We start from the raw sequence: 14,928 nt of genomic DNA, 5'->3' as shown, positions 1-14,928 counted from the left end.
CCTTCTACGAACGGAAGAATATTTTAATAACGCTAGACAAGGTGAATGGGGAGTCAAGAATTTGAGAAAACGTCATACTAAATTTTTGAAATACTTTTTGATTCTTTTTGTTCTTTGTATACTAAGTAATATTATTTTTAAAGATAATCTCAACGTATTAACTGCTTTTTCAGTAGCGCTCGGCGTTAGTCTAGGAATCGCATACTTGAGTCCGTACTTTATTGAGGAGTGAAAAGTAGTAGCATCTGTACGTTCGAATGATCGTATGGTGGAAATCCTGGTTCTCGTAGATAGACAAGTAGACGTTGGTTTTTCCGTAAAGCTTCAACTTTAAAGGCATTTGTAAAGAAGAGGCGTTACACATTTTTAAGTTAATAAATAAAAGGCAAATAATAAAAATTTACGTGACGCTAATAGGGCCGCTCATTATCTTGGCAGTATTCTTGGAAACCTACATAAGTGATATAATATTACACTTCATTCAAAAATAGTGCATGATCTTGTACGTTAATAGAGGAGGGTGAACGTGAACGATTATGTTTTAATTTCATTATTAGTACTACTAGTGATACGGAATTTCATAAAAGACAAAGAAACTTGGAGAGAGATTAAAAAGCTACATACAAGCCAACGTATAGGTGTGGCCATTAATTTTGTCTTTACGGTACTAGCTATAACGTCTCTGATTTATTACGGTGGAAATTGGATGGCGGGACAGTTTTCGAATATCTTCTTGCAATCTCTCGTTTTCCTCATTATTGTTTTCCTTGTTCTGATCAGCATTGGAACTTTGTCGGATAAAATGATGAATAAGATAACGAATGGAACGCTCCCTAGAAAATGAGGGGATTTTAGAAAGTTTAAGAATCACCAGATAGTATTTCAACTTGAACAACGTCATCGAGAGAGGAAGTCATTTAAATGGATCAAGTTCACAATGGGTTTGAAAAAAGAACACAAGAATCCAAAACTAAAGATATGATTATCGTATTTACTTCATTTACGTTTATTTGTATAGCTATCCTATTTGCCTTGTTAGTTTACGACATTCTCACCATACAAAATCTACTTTCATTTGATCAACCAATGGAATCTATCATGATTGTAGCTGTGTCATCCATTGCTTTAGTCATATACGGAGTCGTTCTGACTTTTACGATTCCATTTAATTTTATCGATGATAACAATAATTCCTATCAAGACGATTCACTGCCAAGGATTTTCCTGTTTATGTTCATTGCCGCAGTATTTGAAGAGACATTCTTTAGGGGCATCATTCAAAACGTACTTTTCCTTTATATATCCCACGAATGGGGTGCTATTTTATTAACGACTGGTTTGTTTTTGCTCATACATACCCAATACTTTAAAAAGCCTATTATGTTACTGAATATTTGCATCCCAAGCTTAGTTTTTGGTTGGATTTACTTTGAAACGAACAATCTGCTAGTGCCGATTTTTGTTCATTTCATCATGAATGTTGGGATGACTATATTATTCAAATATAAATTAATAAATTTCAAGAAATGATTTCACTAGTAGCGGGGAAGAGTATATATATCGTTCATACCGAACATATTATGGTTAAAAGTAGGTTAGCTGATTTCTCGATAGAAAGAAGTAATGCAGTCATCTAGGAGGAATGAAAATAGATATACAGGATGTTCATCCGTTTTCGAACGACCATAAGAAATGGAATGCCATTCAAAGCGGTTTAAACGAAAAGATACGTTTGGTAAACAGTACGAGTGCTTCTGCTATGCATCTCATTGCAGGGGTGGACGTAGCTTACTGGGAAGATGATGGGATGGAATGGGGTGTTTGCAGCATCGTCGTCATTGACTATGCTACAAAGGCAGTTATTGAGGAAACAACGAGCAAAGGAATGATCACCGTTCCTTATATTCCCGGCTATTTGGCATTTCGGGAACTTCCTTTAGTTATTGAAGCGGCCAAAAAGCTTACGCACACGCCAGATCTATTTATGTTTGATGGCAATGGCTATTTACATCCGAGGCATATGGGAATCGCAACGCATGCTTCTTTCTTTCTGGATAAACCAACTATCGGCATTGCCAAAAGTTACTTGAAAATAGCGTATGCCGAATTTAAAATGCCTGAAAACGAGGCGGGTTCTTATGAAGATATACGTATACACAAAGAGATCTACGGCAGAGCTTTACGAACGCATCGAAATGTAAAACCGATATTTGTTTCATGTGGGAACTATATAGACTTACCGACCGCAACTTCTATTACTATGGAATTAATCAATAATGAAAGTCGAACACCTATCCCGGTTAGACTGGCAGATTTGGCGACAAAGAGAAATAGAAGGCTGCTACGGGTGAAGGAATTTTGAAGTGGATGATTTTAATGTAAATGTGAAATAAAGAAAGCCATTTTCTCTGCTGAGAAAATGGCTTTCTTTCATATTACAGCTTCGCCCAACGTTGCTCTAACCAGTTCATAAATTCTGCACCTTTGTTGCCTTCATATGCATCAAAGACATCTACACGCATACGTTTTAGTTTATCCGCAAAGTCTGCCACGGTATGATCTTTCGGCAAGCTTTTTTTCACGCGCAAGAAGATCTTGTCTGTGTTTTTGATAATGTCAAAACGTGCAGGCGCTGGCTTCTCTACATCCTCACCAAACGCTGCTAGTGCTTCATACGCTGCTACTTGCACCTCGTGGACAGTGTCATGCTGCATGCGGTTTTTTAATAAATCTATGACTTTGTCATGTTTATAATCCGATAACGTTTTGACTGCTTCCAAACGATCTCGCCAGCTAGACGTATAATTGGCCTGTTTTTTTAATGCTTCATACTGCTCAGGTAATGTTGTTTCAAATTGTTTCAAGTCATTGCACCTCTTTTTTAAACTAAAGAATAAATAAATCTTCTTCTGTTACCTCATTATACGTTGTAAAGACAAAAATAGCGATGAATCACTAGTACAGGTATATAGAGAAAGTGGTTCATTTGCAACAAAAGTTGAAAATGAATTCCACATAGAATGTTCGTATTACTTAATGGTATATTGGGTAATATACTAGTTAGGTTATAAAAATTTGGATAGCAATAATAACTCATTTGACGTAACAGGAAAGGAATGATTACCTATGAAAAAAGTGACGCCATTCTTAATGTTTCAAGAAGGCAACGCAGAAGAAGCAATGAATTATTATTGTTCACTTATTGAAGACTCGGGTATTACAAGTATAATTCATTATGGAGAAAATGAAGCGGGAGAAGAAGGTACAGTGATGCACGCAATCTTTACCCACTGTATGAAAAGTTATTGATGAATGGACAAGCACTTATGCCGTTGGGGGACTATGGATTCAGTAAGAAGTTTGGTTGGCTAAATGACCAGTTTGGTGTTTCTTGGCAACTGGACTTACCGATGGGTTGAAAATAGTGTTAGCGGATGCGTAAGACTTACCTTTTGTACGAAATTACCGATAACTTCAAACTAAAAATTCAGATGGTTATTTGCGAGAATTTGAGTATGGAAGACGTATCGTCTATAAGAGAATATTGGAGGAATAGAAAATGGCAGACGTATCATTAGATTTTCAAATGACAAGTTCAGTTGAGCAAGTGTGGAAGGCATTAACAGATTCAAATATATTGGAAAAATGGATTTGGAAAAATGATTTTAAGCCAGTAATAGGAGAAGCCTTCCAATTTCGTTCAGAGCCAAATGAATGGTGGGATGGCATCGTGGATGGTGAGGTGCTCGAAGTAGAGGAGCCTTATATCCTCTCTTACAAGTGGGCAAGCGCAGGGGAAACCACTATAATTACATGGACATTAAAAGCAGAATCAGAAGTTGCTACACGAGTACATTTTGAATAAACCGGCTTCAGTGAACAAACAAAAGCAACAAAAGGAGCACTGGAAGGAGCTAAATATAGTTGGATGAATTTTGGTGAGCAACTCAAAAAAATGTTGGAACAATAACTACATTTAGCTGCAACTAAGTCTACAGGCACAATTAGTATAAAATAAGAGATATTAAACAGCTCACTAAAGGATACTCTTTACCAATTAGTGTGCTGTTTTTAAACTTAAGAAGTACTGGATCATAAGTTCATTCAAGATAAACATTTGTTGAAAAAAATAATAGTAGTTGTAACGTTTACTGTAATTTCAGAAGAAGATCATAATTAAGTAATGAGTAGGAAGTGAAGTCAATGGAAACACGAATAATATATATGGAATCATTCACAGTGAAAGGTTTTGAAATGAAAGGACCTATTTCGGAGATTCCTAAGTTGTGGGATCGATTAAACGAAGAACTGCAGAAATATCCAAATGTTAAACTGGCTGATGAATCCTTTGGCATTACCATAGCAATAGAGGATGGTTTCATTCATTATTTAGCAGGTATCAAAAAAGAGCACTGTATAGGGATACCTGACTTGCAAGAAATAGTGATTCCAAACGGCAAATTTATTGTAGCAGACGTATTGGACGGAATAGAGAGTATACCTTATGTATTTTCAGAACTGATAAATAAACCTGGGATACGGATTAGAGAAAGCTTTGGATTGGAACGTTATATTCATGCATTGGGGGCGGAAGCCTATACACTGGAAGTTCTGATGGCCATTGAATAATACTTAATGTTACGGTGTTAGGGAAAGAATTTCTTCAACTTTAAACGAGTAACTAACATCTAGCATTTAAAGGAGTTTAGATGATGTACAAATTAAAAACTACAGAAACTGACAGCAGTGTTATAGAATTTATTGAAAACGTAGAACAACCTAAAAAACGCGAAGATGCATTTAGGTTATTAGATATATTTACAGATGCAACAGGTTATGAAGCTAAAATGTGGGGACCAAGTATTATAGGATTTGGCAAATATCATTACAAATATAAATCTGGACACGAAGGCGATGCACTGATTGTTGGCTTTTCACCACGAAAGGCTAAAATCAGTTTATATGTTACTCCGGGGGAAAAACATAGAAGTGAGTTATTGGAACGTTTCGGGAAACACACAACCGGAAAATCATGTGTGTATATAAACAAAGTAGACGATATTGATATAGAAGTATTGGTGGAATTAATTAAGCAAACTGTCATTTATCTGAAAGAAGCCTATCCAAGTTAAGAATAACGTTATGTCAGCGGTGCATACTATACGAAACTATTATAAATCGTATATTGATTGACCATTTAAGGAGGGAACAGAATGACGGATGAAATGATTGTGATCGGTGCCCAAACGAAGTATCCACTAAACGGAATTTTAGCCTTTCCTGAAGAATCGAATAAATTGATACCTGGAGTTGTATTGGTGCATGGCTCTGGTCCAAGCAATATGGATGAAAAAGTAGGAAACATTTATCCTTTTAAGGATCTTGCTGATGGTTTGTCGAAAAAGGGAATTGCCGTCCTACGATATGATAAGAGAACATTCACCTACGGCAAAGAAATGAAAAAAGATAGTGCCCTATCTGTAAAAGAAGAAACGATCGAAGATGCAATTCTCGCCGCCAATTTTTTACGAGAAGACTCACGTATTGATCCAAACCAAATATTCATTATTGGTCATAGTTTAGGTGGAATGTTGGCCCCAAGAGTTGATGCAGAAGGTGGTAACTTTGCTGGGATTGTAATTATGGCTGGGTCTCCACGCAAATTGGAAGAAATCTTAATAGATCAAAATAATCAAGTATTACATTCACTTAATAAATTTTTGAAAGTAATTGCGAGTAAACAAATAGCAGCGTTATCGGCAAAACTTGAGAACATCTATAATCTAAGCGATGAAGAAGCAAAAACAACTAAAGTTTTGGGGAAACATGTTAGAGCGTACTATTTGAAAGAAATGGGTGAACATCCATCTGCTAAATATTTACTTGCATTAAATAAGCCTTTGTTCATTCTACAAGGAGAGAAAGACTTCCATGTTTCAGTGGATAATGATTTTAACGGTTATCAAGAAATTTTGGGAGATCATCCAAAGGTTAAGTATAAACTTTATCCCAATTTGAATCATGCGTTCATGCCATCTGTTTATGGTGAAATACGAAAAGCAAAGAAAGAGTATAACGTTGCACAGCATATTGATCAACAAGTGATTCAGGATATTTCCGATTGGATTCATTCAGTATCTAGATCCATTATTACAAATTAATGCACAACGTTTAGTAACGTTGTGCATTAGAAATAGGCAACTATTCCATTGTCATCTCAAATTACTAGTTCAATATACTTGGTACATAACTCCATTCTTCATTATCTATTAACTCACTCATTTCCACTTCTACATTGCCACCTAAAAAGACGTTTTCCCCTTTTATTGCGATGATCATCGCTTTAAAAGGGACACTATCATTTTTTTGATACACATCCCCGACTTTCGGTATATGCGTTTCCAGCAATTCGGCTTCTGTCTCATTTAATACGTGTTCATCCACTACATCTACCGCTGGATTTTGTAAGTCAATATCCGTTGCACCTTCCATAAGCCCAGGTACCATCACCCAATATTCATGATGTTTAATGCCATTAGATTTACTACTAACTATGCCATTTTTCTCAATCGATGAAACGAGTTCTATTGCATGAAGATGATGGAAATCGAGCAAATCAGGCTTTGGATTGATAACTAAAATGTAATCGCCGACTTTAGCTTTGACGTTTTTATCAAGTGTATAACGTTTTTTAAGGAAAACAAAACTATCCAAATGTCTTGGTTTATAATAATCAATGTTTTTCGCTGTAGCCAATTCTTGTTCATAATCTTCCAACCGAATGAGGTGAACCGACTTTTGAAGGAACGTTTTTATAGAATATACTTTGTGTAATTTATTTTTATAATAAACGAATTGACCTTTACGAACGTTTAATAGCTTCATCTATGATCCCGCCTCATCTAAAATATAGTCTATACTACCATTTACCGTGTTTTCTTGATTGTCTTGTAAAAAGACAGGAGCATCAAAATAAGAATAATGGAAAAAGGTAAACCAGCAATAATAAGCATGTTCTGAAATCCGCCAATCCCTCCGTAATACATGACAATGGCAGCCATCGATGATAGTAGTAAACCCCAAATGATTTTCACTGAGTTGGATGGATTTAGCTGACCACCGGTACTGAACATACCAAGTACAAACGTGGCTGAATCGGCTGACGTAATAAAGAATATCGCAATGACGATGATCGTCAAGAATGAAAGTGCGGTTCCAAATGGATACTGCTGCAGCATACCGAATGTCACCGTTTCTGTAGCTAATTCAGATAACTTGGCAATACCGTTTCGCTCTATATTCAATGCTGAACCACCAAAAACAGCAAAGAAGACCATGGTCACAAGTGTAGGGGCGATTAATACACCCGTAATAAATTGTTTGATGGTTCGTCCTTTTGATACGCGAGCAATAAACATTCCAACAAATGGCGCCCAAGAGATCCACCATGCCCAATAAAAAATTGTCCAATCGTTAATCCAGGCTCGCTGTTCTGTGTTTTCTGGTTTTAACTCGAAGCTCATTTGAATAAAGTTGCTTATATAATTACCAATACCCGTTGTGAACATATTTAAAATATACATCGATGGACCAACTACAAATAGTGCGCATAATAGTATGATGGCAAGCCACATGTTAATTGAACTTAAGTATTTTATACCACTTCCAATACCTGACCAAGCAGATAGGATGAAAATGACAGTCGCAATCGCCAAAATAAGCAACTGAAACCAAAAAGTGTTGGGTGTATTAAATACATAGGTTAACCCACTATTAATTTGTGCTGAGCCAAATCCAAGTGTGGAGGCAACGCCGACAACGGTTGCGAAAATAGCGAGGGTATCAATTATTTGCCCGAATGGACCACGCATAGCCTTTTCTCCAAATAATGGTTCAAGTGTTGCGCTAATTAACCCAGGTGCACCGACACGAAATTTAAAATAAGCGAAGATCAGACCGACAACGGCATATAATCCCCAGCCATGAAAACCCCAGTGTAAGTATGTATATTGGATAGAATCCAAAATCGCCTGTTCTGATCCCGGCACAGCGTTTGGTGATTTAATGAAAGCATGTGAAATCGTTTCTGCTGTTGTAAAAAACATGAGCCCAATTCCCATACCTGCACTAAATAACATGGCAAACCATGCTGGTAAGCTGTAATCTGGTTGATCACTATCTTTTCCTAGTTTGATTTTACCAAAACGTGAGAACATCATATAAAAACAAAAGCTTATCATGGCAACAATGACGAGCATATAAAACCAACCAAAATGAGTATAAATAAAACTTGTCATAGATGCGGTTAATCCATTTAGATGTTCAGGGGCAATAGATCCCCAAAGTACAATTGCTATACATATGACTATGCTATACCAGAATACTTTTGTGATATTCAATATAATCCCCCATTTCCAACTGCAAATTAGTATGTGCAGTTTTATGTAATGTCATTCTTTATGTGAAATTCGAAGAGCATGTCTTGTAAACGGTGATGAAATGATCCATTGCATGATTCGAATGAGTTGTAGCTAAGTTTAAAAGAAGCATGAATGATACACGCTGCAAAGCACTCATTTAGCAAATTTTTGATTTGACGATATGGATGATTGAATAAAAACAACAAATACTTCTATGCATAACTAGGCATCCCCAATTACTTCCTCAGCGGCTATTCTTCTGCAGTAGAAAACTGAAATCGTTGGAAAATCATTACAACCATGTCTGTCGATGATGATAGCTTAAAGCAGTCTGTTTTCAACGTATCTTAGTATAGCATTCATTGGAGTATCAATGGAACGGTAACACGGCACGACACTTGTGGGTGAGATTGAGCACCCAATCAGTAAAGATCATAAACTGACCGCTTGTAGTAAAAGCGACCGGTTTATTTTTTGTGTATCCCTCTCTATAAATCTCGCTATATAACGTATGAAACGAGCAAGTTACATCGAGGGGGAATGGGATATGAGACAAACCGCTACTATGCACTATTTAAAAACGCCGAATTTATTAGTGGAACAAAACGCCTGGCATGAATACCTCGCATTGCAAGAAATTCATGCGTATGTTTACAGCTTGAAAAATGAACAAAATCAAGATTGCTGGATTTATAAAACGGCAAATGAATGGCAAGAGATGTTCCCATTCTGGTCGCTCAAGATGATCGAAAGCATTCTTTTGAATTTGGAAACCATCGGCTATTTGGACGTAATGACCGGCAGAGAAGGAAGTACATCGAAATATTATCGAATTAATTATGCAATGTATGTGTAGAGAAAAGCGATACGTTACAAGGGGTTGGAGTACATTACTTCAACTCATTTTTAAATTTCGTAAAATTAATTTTCAAAATGAGTATCCTTTCCTGAAAAACTTTCTATATGGAGTGTAAGGAGTGCGAAACGCGTACTCTTACAACAAATTTAGGGGGACCACCATATGAAATTATTAATTGAAGAAGAGACGATTCCGTTATTACCATCGCTTGTACACGAAGTGGGAATAAATGGCGCACTATTTTTACAGCAATTGCACTTCCGTTCGCTTGTTTCCAAAAACAGTAAGGACGGTCATAAATGGGTCTATAAGACGTATGTGGACTGGACAAAAGAATTTACGTTTTGGTCTACAAATACGATTCGACGCATTGTGTATGATTTGGAAAATAAGGGCTATCTCATTTCAACAGATCAACACAACCAAATGAAAATTGACAAAACAAAGTGGTACCGAATCGACTATACGTTATTCCCAGGAAATCCGTTCGGAATCGGGCAAATCGATTGTCCAACACCGCCAGCTGCACGTGTCGATGTTGAGCAACTCCAGGTGTCGGAATTGGGCAAGCCAATAACTAAAGAACTTAAAGAACCTTTAATAATAAAGAATAAAAAGAGTGTCGAGATGAATCTCGACGTCCTCCATTCTGTTATTGAGTACTTAAATAACAAAACCGGAAAACAGTTCAAAACTGAAAACGTTACTACTCGAAAATGTATCAACGATCGATTGAGCGAGGGATATACACAAGAAGATTTCATACGTGTCATCGACCTCAAAACAAATCAGTGGTTGCATCTACCGGAATTCAACCAATACTTGCGGCCTGCGACGTTGTTTAGCGCAAGTAACTTCGAAAATTATGTGAACGAACAGACTTTGTCGAAGAAACCGAAAAGACGCCCGCTCGTTCCGCCAGTGCTAGATTTCACGAAAGGAGATGATCACGTATGATGAACGAACTAGTAGAAAAAAGTCTTCTCGGTACGATGATGCAAGAAAACTATCTAATACTCGACAGTGGAATCCAAGTAGCTTTCTTTGAGACACAGCTACACAGAAGTATTTATCTGTCCATGAAAGGATTGGCATTACAGGGACGCTCAGTCGACTTCATTACCATTCTGACGACACGTGAACCAGCAGAACTAGGTGGAGCAAATTATGTATCGGATTTACGTCGCTTTGCAAACCCGGATCGCTTTGACGAATACTTGGATATCGTGATCAACAAGTATAAGAAGATTGAAACGGAAAAGACTTTGCAGCGAGCGTTGGCCGAGCAGTGGGTGATTGGGAAGGTTCAGAATGCTTTAGACGAACTGGATAGTGATCATGCATCCGTGGAACTGGAGTTACTCGACAACTATCTTGCATCTCAATACGAACAACCATTCATCAAAGCACCGCACATGACAGGAATAAGTACGGGCTTACAGTCTATGGATTATGTACTGAACGGATTCCGAGATGGTGAATTCATTGTCATTGCGGCGAGACCATCGATGGGCAAGACGGACACACTCAATCATTTCGCACTTACTGCTGGATTGGCTAATCATTTGCCAATGATTTTCTCACTGGAAATGAGCCGTAAAACACTATCAGACCGACTCATTGCCTCAGTTGGTGGATACAGTCGTTTGAAAATGCGCGATCCGTATAAGTACTTTCCTGATTCACAAAAGAATAGCTGGATGAAGGCGCTAGAACTCCTGCAAAGTGCTATGATCCGAATCGACGATCGAAGCGGATTAAAAGTGAGCCAAATGAAAGCAGCAGCCCGTAAAATCATTAAAGCAAATCCAGAAAAGCGTCCGATCATTTTCGTCGACTACTTGCAGATCATCCGACCAGAAGAAACCGCGAACAATCAAAATCAGGCAATCGGTCAAATTAGCGCAGATCTAAAATCTATGGCGAAAGAATTTAAATGCCCTGTCGTCGTCTTGTCGCAGCTATCAAGAGCCGTCGAACAACGTCAAGACAAACACCCGATGATGAGCGACTTACGTGACTCAGGCAACATCGAACAAGATGCTGATGTCGTGTGCTTCCTTTACAGGGATGACTACTACGACCAGGACTCGGAAGTATCGAATCATCTGGATATTACCGTTGCCAAACACCGCAATGGCCCAGTCGGCAGCTTCACCGTCTACTACGACAAAGATACGGGTCGACTCAGAGACCTACAAGGTTAAAAAAGGAGAGGTTACACATGATCACAGTTGAAGAACTATTCGATTACGCGATCGATAACGATATGTCCCTAACCGCCCACAGTATTTTCTGGGCAATCAGTAATCAAAAAATCCGCATGGAAGAAGACAGCGAGAAACTGAAAGAGATCGATTTCGATCAGGAAGCGATTCAGCAATCGATGAAAGAAAACATATTGCGTATTGGAGACATCAAACTCTTTGTGGTGGAAAGTAAGCAACCGAATTGGTATGCGTTTTATCTCAGCAAGAAAGAGGCAGACGCTTATCGGTTACATAGCGAAACGTTTCGCGAGACCGGTGTGAAAGTCACACATGCCGACCGATTGATGCCGAATTTATTAACCTTTGTTGAATCAGGCGAAGAAGAAAGTTTGTATGAGTACCGAAAACGAGTGATGCAGTTTCCGGTGTACGTTGGTCATGTAGAAGCAGGGAAGCGCTTAGTGCAACGTATGTTATAAAGGAAAGGAGAGAGGGGTGTGGAAATAACAGATATGGTGTTGGTCCCAGTGATCGTCGGATTGGTAGATGCGTTAAAAGGCTATGGGCTGCAGAAGAAATGGTGTCCGGTTGTATCGATAGTACTTGGAGTAGCAAGCGGAGTCGTATATGTATTTCCAGAGGACTGGGCTAGTGGAGTATTGAGTGGAATTGTCATGGGTTTATCTGCTGGCGGTTTGTATAGTGGGGGAAAGGCGGTAGTGGGAAGTAAGCCAATAAGAGATACTCTGTAGCTGATATGTACATTTTGATCTTTTTACATCAAAATCCAGCTCATCTTCACGTTAGCAAATGAGCTGGATTACTTGATGTACCATCAATTCCTAAGCGGATTCACTAAGGGCTATCGGGTTCCTTTTTCAATTTATTTTTTCGAAATGCGTATACGATAGCGAGCAAAAGAGGAAAGAACAGTCCAATAGTAATAGAGAAATATATTTCAGTCGATTGTTCCACTTCTTTTTGGTAGACGACGTTAGGATAGATCACAAGAGAGAGTATAATGGCCAACATGCCTAAGGGTAACGTTAAAGGGCGGTAGTCTTTCAAATTTAATAGTTGTGCAATGCCTAAAACAGAAGCATAAAAATAAAGAATCGTCTTAAAATAGAGGGCGATAAACCAAAGGAAACCCATCAATTCTTCAATGCGCTGTACAAAATCCCCAACATTAATTCGTTTGGCCAATTCATAACTTGGATAAATCTGTCTTGCTGTATCATCGGCACCTACTACCGAAACGCTTAAGAATGTAAAAATGAAAATGAAGATTCCGCCTATTAAGTTTCCAAGTAGAAATGACTTTTTAGCTTGTTTCACTTTATTAATTAAGGCCGGGAAGATCATTAATAACACAATGGCGTTGACAGAGGAAGAGGTAATAAAATAGATGCTGGATTGAACGATCGTTTTGGTCCCTGCCTCAAATACAGGCTGTAAATTTTCAAACTTGATTTGAGGTGAAATAAACACCGCTAAAATGAGAAAAAGGACAAAAAATACGACAATAAAAATTTCTGCAGAACGAGCGATCGTTTCCAATCCAAGCCGGACGCCCATTACGACGATCCCCATCATTAGAATATTCAGGGCTACTACTGGAGTGTTAGGCATCATATTAGTCATTATAAATGTAGCCGAATAATACAAAAGACTAGATGTGTAAAGAGTAGCCATGGATACGAATAGTACGGAAACAGCTTTTCCTATCCATTTACCAAATATCTTTTCATTGATTTGGATATAGGTTAGGTGTGGGAACCAAAGAGATATAGTTGTGAATAGCCATATGACTAATAAGCCGATTACTGTCCCCACGATTGCTGCAATCCAAGCATCTTGCTTCGCTTCAGTAGCTAAAACTGACGGGACAATTAAGATGCCTGTACCAATCGTAAAGAAAATAACCAAAATTAGAAATTGATATGGATTAATTTTTACGTTTTGCATCATTTCATATCCTACCTTTCCCTTTACTTAGATCTTTACTTCAGCAAAGGAGCCATCAGGTTAGTTAACAGTGTGAATAAAAAAGTGAGTAAGTCCAGTGGTGTTGGAATCGACTTTCCAAATCCAAGCACCATGCCTAATACAACTCCAATTGTAAGAAAAACAGAAAACGCGAGCAATTCTTTTTTATGTTTTTTATCTAAGAGAGGGGGAACTTCAAACCAGATAATGGCAGCTGCTATTAAGAGAATACCTATACTATTTATCATGATGAGTTAGTCCTTTATCTTTTTTAAGAAGGAATTATTTACTGTACCGATGCGACGAATTTTCATATCAATATGAACATTTACGGTTAAATCGGAAAACTTTTCATCCCAGTGCTCTTTCATCTCGTTCCATTCTTTCGGGTTGGATCTGTGAATAGCTTCACCAAATCCAAAAATGTCTGATTGATATTGTTTTTGTACTGACTCGATCGTTTGATGAATAATCTCTTTCACTTCTTCTTCATAAATTTTCTCTAGCTTGTCAATGGTTTCAGGTTCCATAATATCAATTGAACATAAAACCTCCCCTATATTGCCTTCCGCTTCAATTTTGATATCCACCTCAGGTTCACCTTTGTTTATAGAACCTACAATTTTAGAATGAAATCGAAAAATATCTATAATGATTTTTCCTTCTTTAGGACATGAAATAGAGGTTACGGTTTTTTTAACGGTGTTGGTGATATCTGAGTAGCCTCTGCTTTCTTCTTCATTTAACCAGCCGACTAGCTGATCTCCTTTAAACACAGCTAAATTATCATACTCAATTCGCGTAGATGGAGTAATCGATTCCACATTCTGTTTGCTAGTTCCTGTTTCTTTGTTACCTAATACTTGAATCCCTGTTAACACCGCTTCCTTTCCGTCACTTATCAGATTGGTTACTAGCTCATCTAATATAACGCCTTCTGTCCCGGCCCAGTTTTTTTCTGATGTTTTTAAGGAATTAAACATTTTATTAGCTGGGATGTTTTCTATAGGTGTAGTCACATTCAATACTTCAGTAGCCGTTATATCTTTCGTAACTACTACGTAGAAGTCCGATCGAAGCTCCCAATCCCTTGATAGCAATTCTAATGATTCGGCTATTCCTTCTTTAGCCAAGTCCTCATTGATGACTAGAATTTGTAGATGTCCCGGATACATTTTTCGTGGGGCGTTCTTTGTCATTTTTCGAATGGCTTCATATACAGTCTCCCCGGGTGCTGTATAGAGAGTGACTGCAGAACGTCCCGTACTTGCCTTCATGGATACTTCCGAAGGTACGACCACTTGTGCACTTATTACGTATTCATTTTCTATTTTATCGATTCCTATTGCCATTGCGATACCCAGCTCATTTAATTCCCTCCTGTCCCAGCACCCAGACAAGAAAAGAGTGAGAAACAGAAGAGTAACTATGCACTTTTTCATCATATACT

General features: G+C 37.9%; 17 protein-coding genes and 2 pseudogenes. 13 read left to right on the top strand and 6 right to left on the bottom strand.

Going from position 1 to position 14,928, the window contains the following annotated elements; genetic code table 11:
* The first annotated feature begins 526 nt into the window (after nt 1-526).
* From SporoP32a_RS01620 to SporoP32a_RS01610, 3 genes are all read left to right on the top strand, one after another.
* Nucleotides 527-844 (top strand): hypothetical protein, encoded by a 318-nt coding sequence (locus tag SporoP32a_RS01620; RefSeq protein WP_085426316.1) that lies wholly within the window; start codon nt 527-529, stop codon nt 842-844.
* 77 nt (nt 845-921) lie between these two features.
* Nucleotides 922-1,530, top strand: a complete 609-nt coding sequence (locus SporoP32a_RS01615; RefSeq protein ID WP_085426315.1) for a CPBP family intramembrane glutamic endopeptidase — start codon at nt 922-924, stop codon at nt 1,528-1,530.
* Nucleotides 1,531-1,642: 112 nt separating this feature from the next.
* Complete coding sequence (locus SporoP32a_RS01610) at nt 1,643-2,362, top strand: endonuclease V (RefSeq protein ID WP_420542304.1); 720 nt, start codon at nt 1,643-1,645, stop codon at nt 2,360-2,362.
* A 73-nt stretch (nt 2,363-2,435) separates the two neighbouring features.
* Here the strand turns inward: SporoP32a_RS01610 and SporoP32a_RS01605 are convergent, their stop codons facing one another.
* Nucleotides 2,436-2,864, bottom strand: coding sequence for a HEAT repeat domain-containing protein (locus tag SporoP32a_RS01605; RefSeq protein ID WP_085426314.1), 429 nt, complete (start codon nt 2,862-2,864; stop codon nt 2,436-2,438).
* Between the two features lie 262 nt (nt 2,865-3,126).
* Here SporoP32a_RS01605 and SporoP32a_RS01600 point away from each other — a divergent pair.
* The 5 genes and pseudogenes from SporoP32a_RS01600 to SporoP32a_RS01580 all read left to right on the top strand — a co-directional run bounded on the left by SporoP32a_RS01600 (nt 3,127) and on the right by SporoP32a_RS01580 (nt 6,161).
* Nucleotides 3,127-3,419, top strand: a pseudogene (locus SporoP32a_RS01600) (VOC family protein).
* 140 nt (nt 3,420-3,559) lie between these two features.
* Nucleotides 3,560-3,970, top strand: a pseudogene (locus SporoP32a_RS01595) (SRPBCC family protein).
* 233 nt (nt 3,971-4,203) lie between these two features.
* A complete protein-coding gene (locus SporoP32a_RS01590) occupies nt 4,204-4,629 on the top strand; it encodes a GyrI-like domain-containing protein (protein WP_085426313.1) in 426 nt (141 codons plus the stop codon).
* A gap of 83 nt (nt 4,630-4,712) precedes the next feature.
* Nucleotides 4,713-5,132, top strand: a complete 420-nt coding sequence (locus SporoP32a_RS01585; protein WP_085426312.1) for a DUF1801 domain-containing protein — start codon at nt 4,713-4,715, stop codon at nt 5,130-5,132.
* Nucleotides 5,133-5,213: 81 nt separating this feature from the next.
* A complete protein-coding gene (locus SporoP32a_RS01580; protein WP_085426311.1) occupies nt 5,214-6,161 on the top strand; it encodes an alpha/beta hydrolase family protein in 948 nt (315 codons plus the stop codon).
* A gap of 64 nt (nt 6,162-6,225) precedes the next feature.
* Here SporoP32a_RS01580 and SporoP32a_RS01575 read toward each other — a convergent pair whose 3' ends face one another.
* A complete protein-coding gene (locus tag SporoP32a_RS01575; RefSeq protein WP_085426310.1) occupies nt 6,226-6,885 on the bottom strand; it encodes a hypothetical protein in 660 nt (219 codons plus the stop codon).
* Between the two features lie 41 nt (nt 6,886-6,926).
* Nucleotides 6,927-8,402, bottom strand: a complete 1,476-nt coding sequence (locus SporoP32a_RS01570; RefSeq protein WP_085426309.1) for a BCCT family transporter — start codon at nt 8,400-8,402, stop codon at nt 6,927-6,929.
* Nucleotides 8,403-8,967: 565 nt separating this feature from the next.
* On the opposite strand from SporoP32a_RS01570, the gene SporoP32a_RS01565 reads away from it, so the two are divergent.
* From SporoP32a_RS01565 to SporoP32a_RS01545, 5 genes are all read left to right on the top strand, one after another.
* Nucleotides 8,968-9,276 (top strand): hypothetical protein, encoded by a 309-nt coding sequence (locus tag SporoP32a_RS01565; protein ID WP_085426308.1) that lies wholly within the window; start codon nt 8,968-8,970, stop codon nt 9,274-9,276.
* Nucleotides 9,277-9,441: 165 nt separating this feature from the next.
* Complete coding sequence (locus tag SporoP32a_RS01560) at nt 9,442-10,236, top strand: conserved phage C-terminal domain-containing protein (protein WP_085426307.1); 795 nt, start codon at nt 9,442-9,444, stop codon at nt 10,234-10,236.
* A complete protein-coding gene (locus tag SporoP32a_RS01555; RefSeq protein ID WP_085426306.1) occupies nt 10,233-11,486 on the top strand; it encodes a replicative DNA helicase in 1,254 nt (417 codons plus the stop codon). The genes SporoP32a_RS01560 and SporoP32a_RS01555 overlap by 4 nt, the downstream gene beginning before the upstream one ends.
* A 17-nt stretch (nt 11,487-11,503) precedes the next feature.
* Nucleotides 11,504-11,968, top strand: coding sequence for a hypothetical protein (locus SporoP32a_RS01550; protein ID WP_085426305.1), 465 nt, complete (start codon nt 11,504-11,506; stop codon nt 11,966-11,968).
* 18 nt (nt 11,969-11,986) lie between these two features.
* Nucleotides 11,987-12,241, top strand: a complete 255-nt coding sequence (locus SporoP32a_RS01545; protein ID WP_085426304.1) for a hypothetical protein — start codon at nt 11,987-11,989, stop codon at nt 12,239-12,241.
* Nucleotides 12,242-12,344: 103 nt separating this feature from the next.
* On the opposite strand, the gene SporoP32a_RS01540 is transcribed toward SporoP32a_RS01545, so the two are convergent.
* Genes SporoP32a_RS01540 through SporoP32a_RS01530 form a run of 3 tightly spaced genes read right to left on the bottom strand, consistent with a single transcriptional unit; the run spans nt 12,345 to nt 14,920 of the window.
* The gene (locus tag SporoP32a_RS01540) at nt 12,345-13,460 is read right to left on the bottom strand and encodes a GerAB/ArcD/ProY family transporter (RefSeq protein WP_085426303.1); all 1,116 of its coding nucleotides are present in this window, start codon (nt 13,458-13,460) and stop codon (nt 12,345-12,347) included.
* A gap of 32 nt (nt 13,461-13,492) precedes the next feature.
* Entirely contained in the window at nt 13,493-13,726 is a 234-nt protein-coding gene (locus tag SporoP32a_RS01535; protein ID WP_085426302.1) for a hypothetical protein, read from the bottom strand.
* Between the two features lie 6 nt (nt 13,727-13,732).
* A complete protein-coding gene (locus SporoP32a_RS01530) occupies nt 13,733-14,920 on the bottom strand; it encodes a Ger(x)C family spore germination protein (RefSeq protein WP_085428952.1) in 1,188 nt (395 codons plus the stop codon).
* Nucleotides 14,921-14,928 lie beyond the last annotated feature (8 nt).

The sequence above is a fragment of the Sporosarcina ureae genome (assembly GCF_002109325.1).
In the GTDB taxonomy this organism is placed as follows: domain Bacteria; phylum Bacillota; class Bacilli; order Bacillales_A; family Planococcaceae; genus Sporosarcina; species Sporosarcina ureae_C.
This window is presented reverse-complemented; position numbering and strand designations above follow the sequence as displayed.

What these genes read in the sequence shown, in the direction of transcription:
- SporoP32a_RS01615 (WP_085426315.1), top strand. Translation starts at nt 922, where the DNA reads ATGGATCAAGTTCACAATGGGTTTGAAAAAAGAACACAAGAATCCAAA.
- SporoP32a_RS01610 (WP_420542304.1), top strand. Translation starts at nt 1,643, where the DNA reads ATGAAAATAGATATACAGGATGTTCATCCGTTTTCGAACGACCATAAG.
- SporoP32a_RS01590 (WP_085426313.1), top strand. Translation starts at nt 4,204, where the DNA reads ATGGAAACACGAATAATATATATGGAATCATTCACAGTGAAAGGTTTT.
- SporoP32a_RS01585 (WP_085426312.1), top strand. Translation starts at nt 4,713, where the DNA reads ATGTACAAATTAAAAACTACAGAAACTGACAGCAGTGTTATAGAATTT.
- SporoP32a_RS01580 (WP_085426311.1), top strand. Translation starts at nt 5,214, where the DNA reads ATGACGGATGAAATGATTGTGATCGGTGCCCAAACGAAGTATCCACTA.
- SporoP32a_RS01575 (WP_085426310.1), bottom strand. Translation starts at nt 6,885, where the DNA reads ATGAAGCTATTAAACGTTCGTAAAGGTCAATTCGTTTATTATAAAAAT.
- SporoP32a_RS01565 (WP_085426308.1), top strand. Translation starts at nt 8,968, where the DNA reads ATGAGACAAACCGCTACTATGCACTATTTAAAAACGCCGAATTTATTA.
- SporoP32a_RS01560 (WP_085426307.1), top strand. Translation starts at nt 9,442, where the DNA reads ATGAAATTATTAATTGAAGAAGAGACGATTCCGTTATTACCATCGCTT.
- SporoP32a_RS01555 (WP_085426306.1), top strand. Translation starts at nt 10,233, where the DNA reads ATGATGAACGAACTAGTAGAAAAAAGTCTTCTCGGTACGATGATGCAA.
- SporoP32a_RS01550 (WP_085426305.1), top strand. Translation starts at nt 11,504, where the DNA reads ATGATCACAGTTGAAGAACTATTCGATTACGCGATCGATAACGATATG.
- SporoP32a_RS01540 (WP_085426303.1), bottom strand. Translation starts at nt 13,460, where the DNA reads ATGATGCAAAACGTAAAAATTAATCCATATCAATTTCTAATTTTGGTT.
- SporoP32a_RS01535 (WP_085426302.1), bottom strand. Translation starts at nt 13,726, where the DNA reads ATGATAAATAGTATAGGTATTCTCTTAATAGCAGCTGCCATTATCTGG.
- SporoP32a_RS01530 (WP_085428952.1), bottom strand. Translation starts at nt 14,920, where the DNA reads ATGAAAAAGTGCATAGTTACTCTTCTGTTTCTCACTCTTTTCTTGTCT.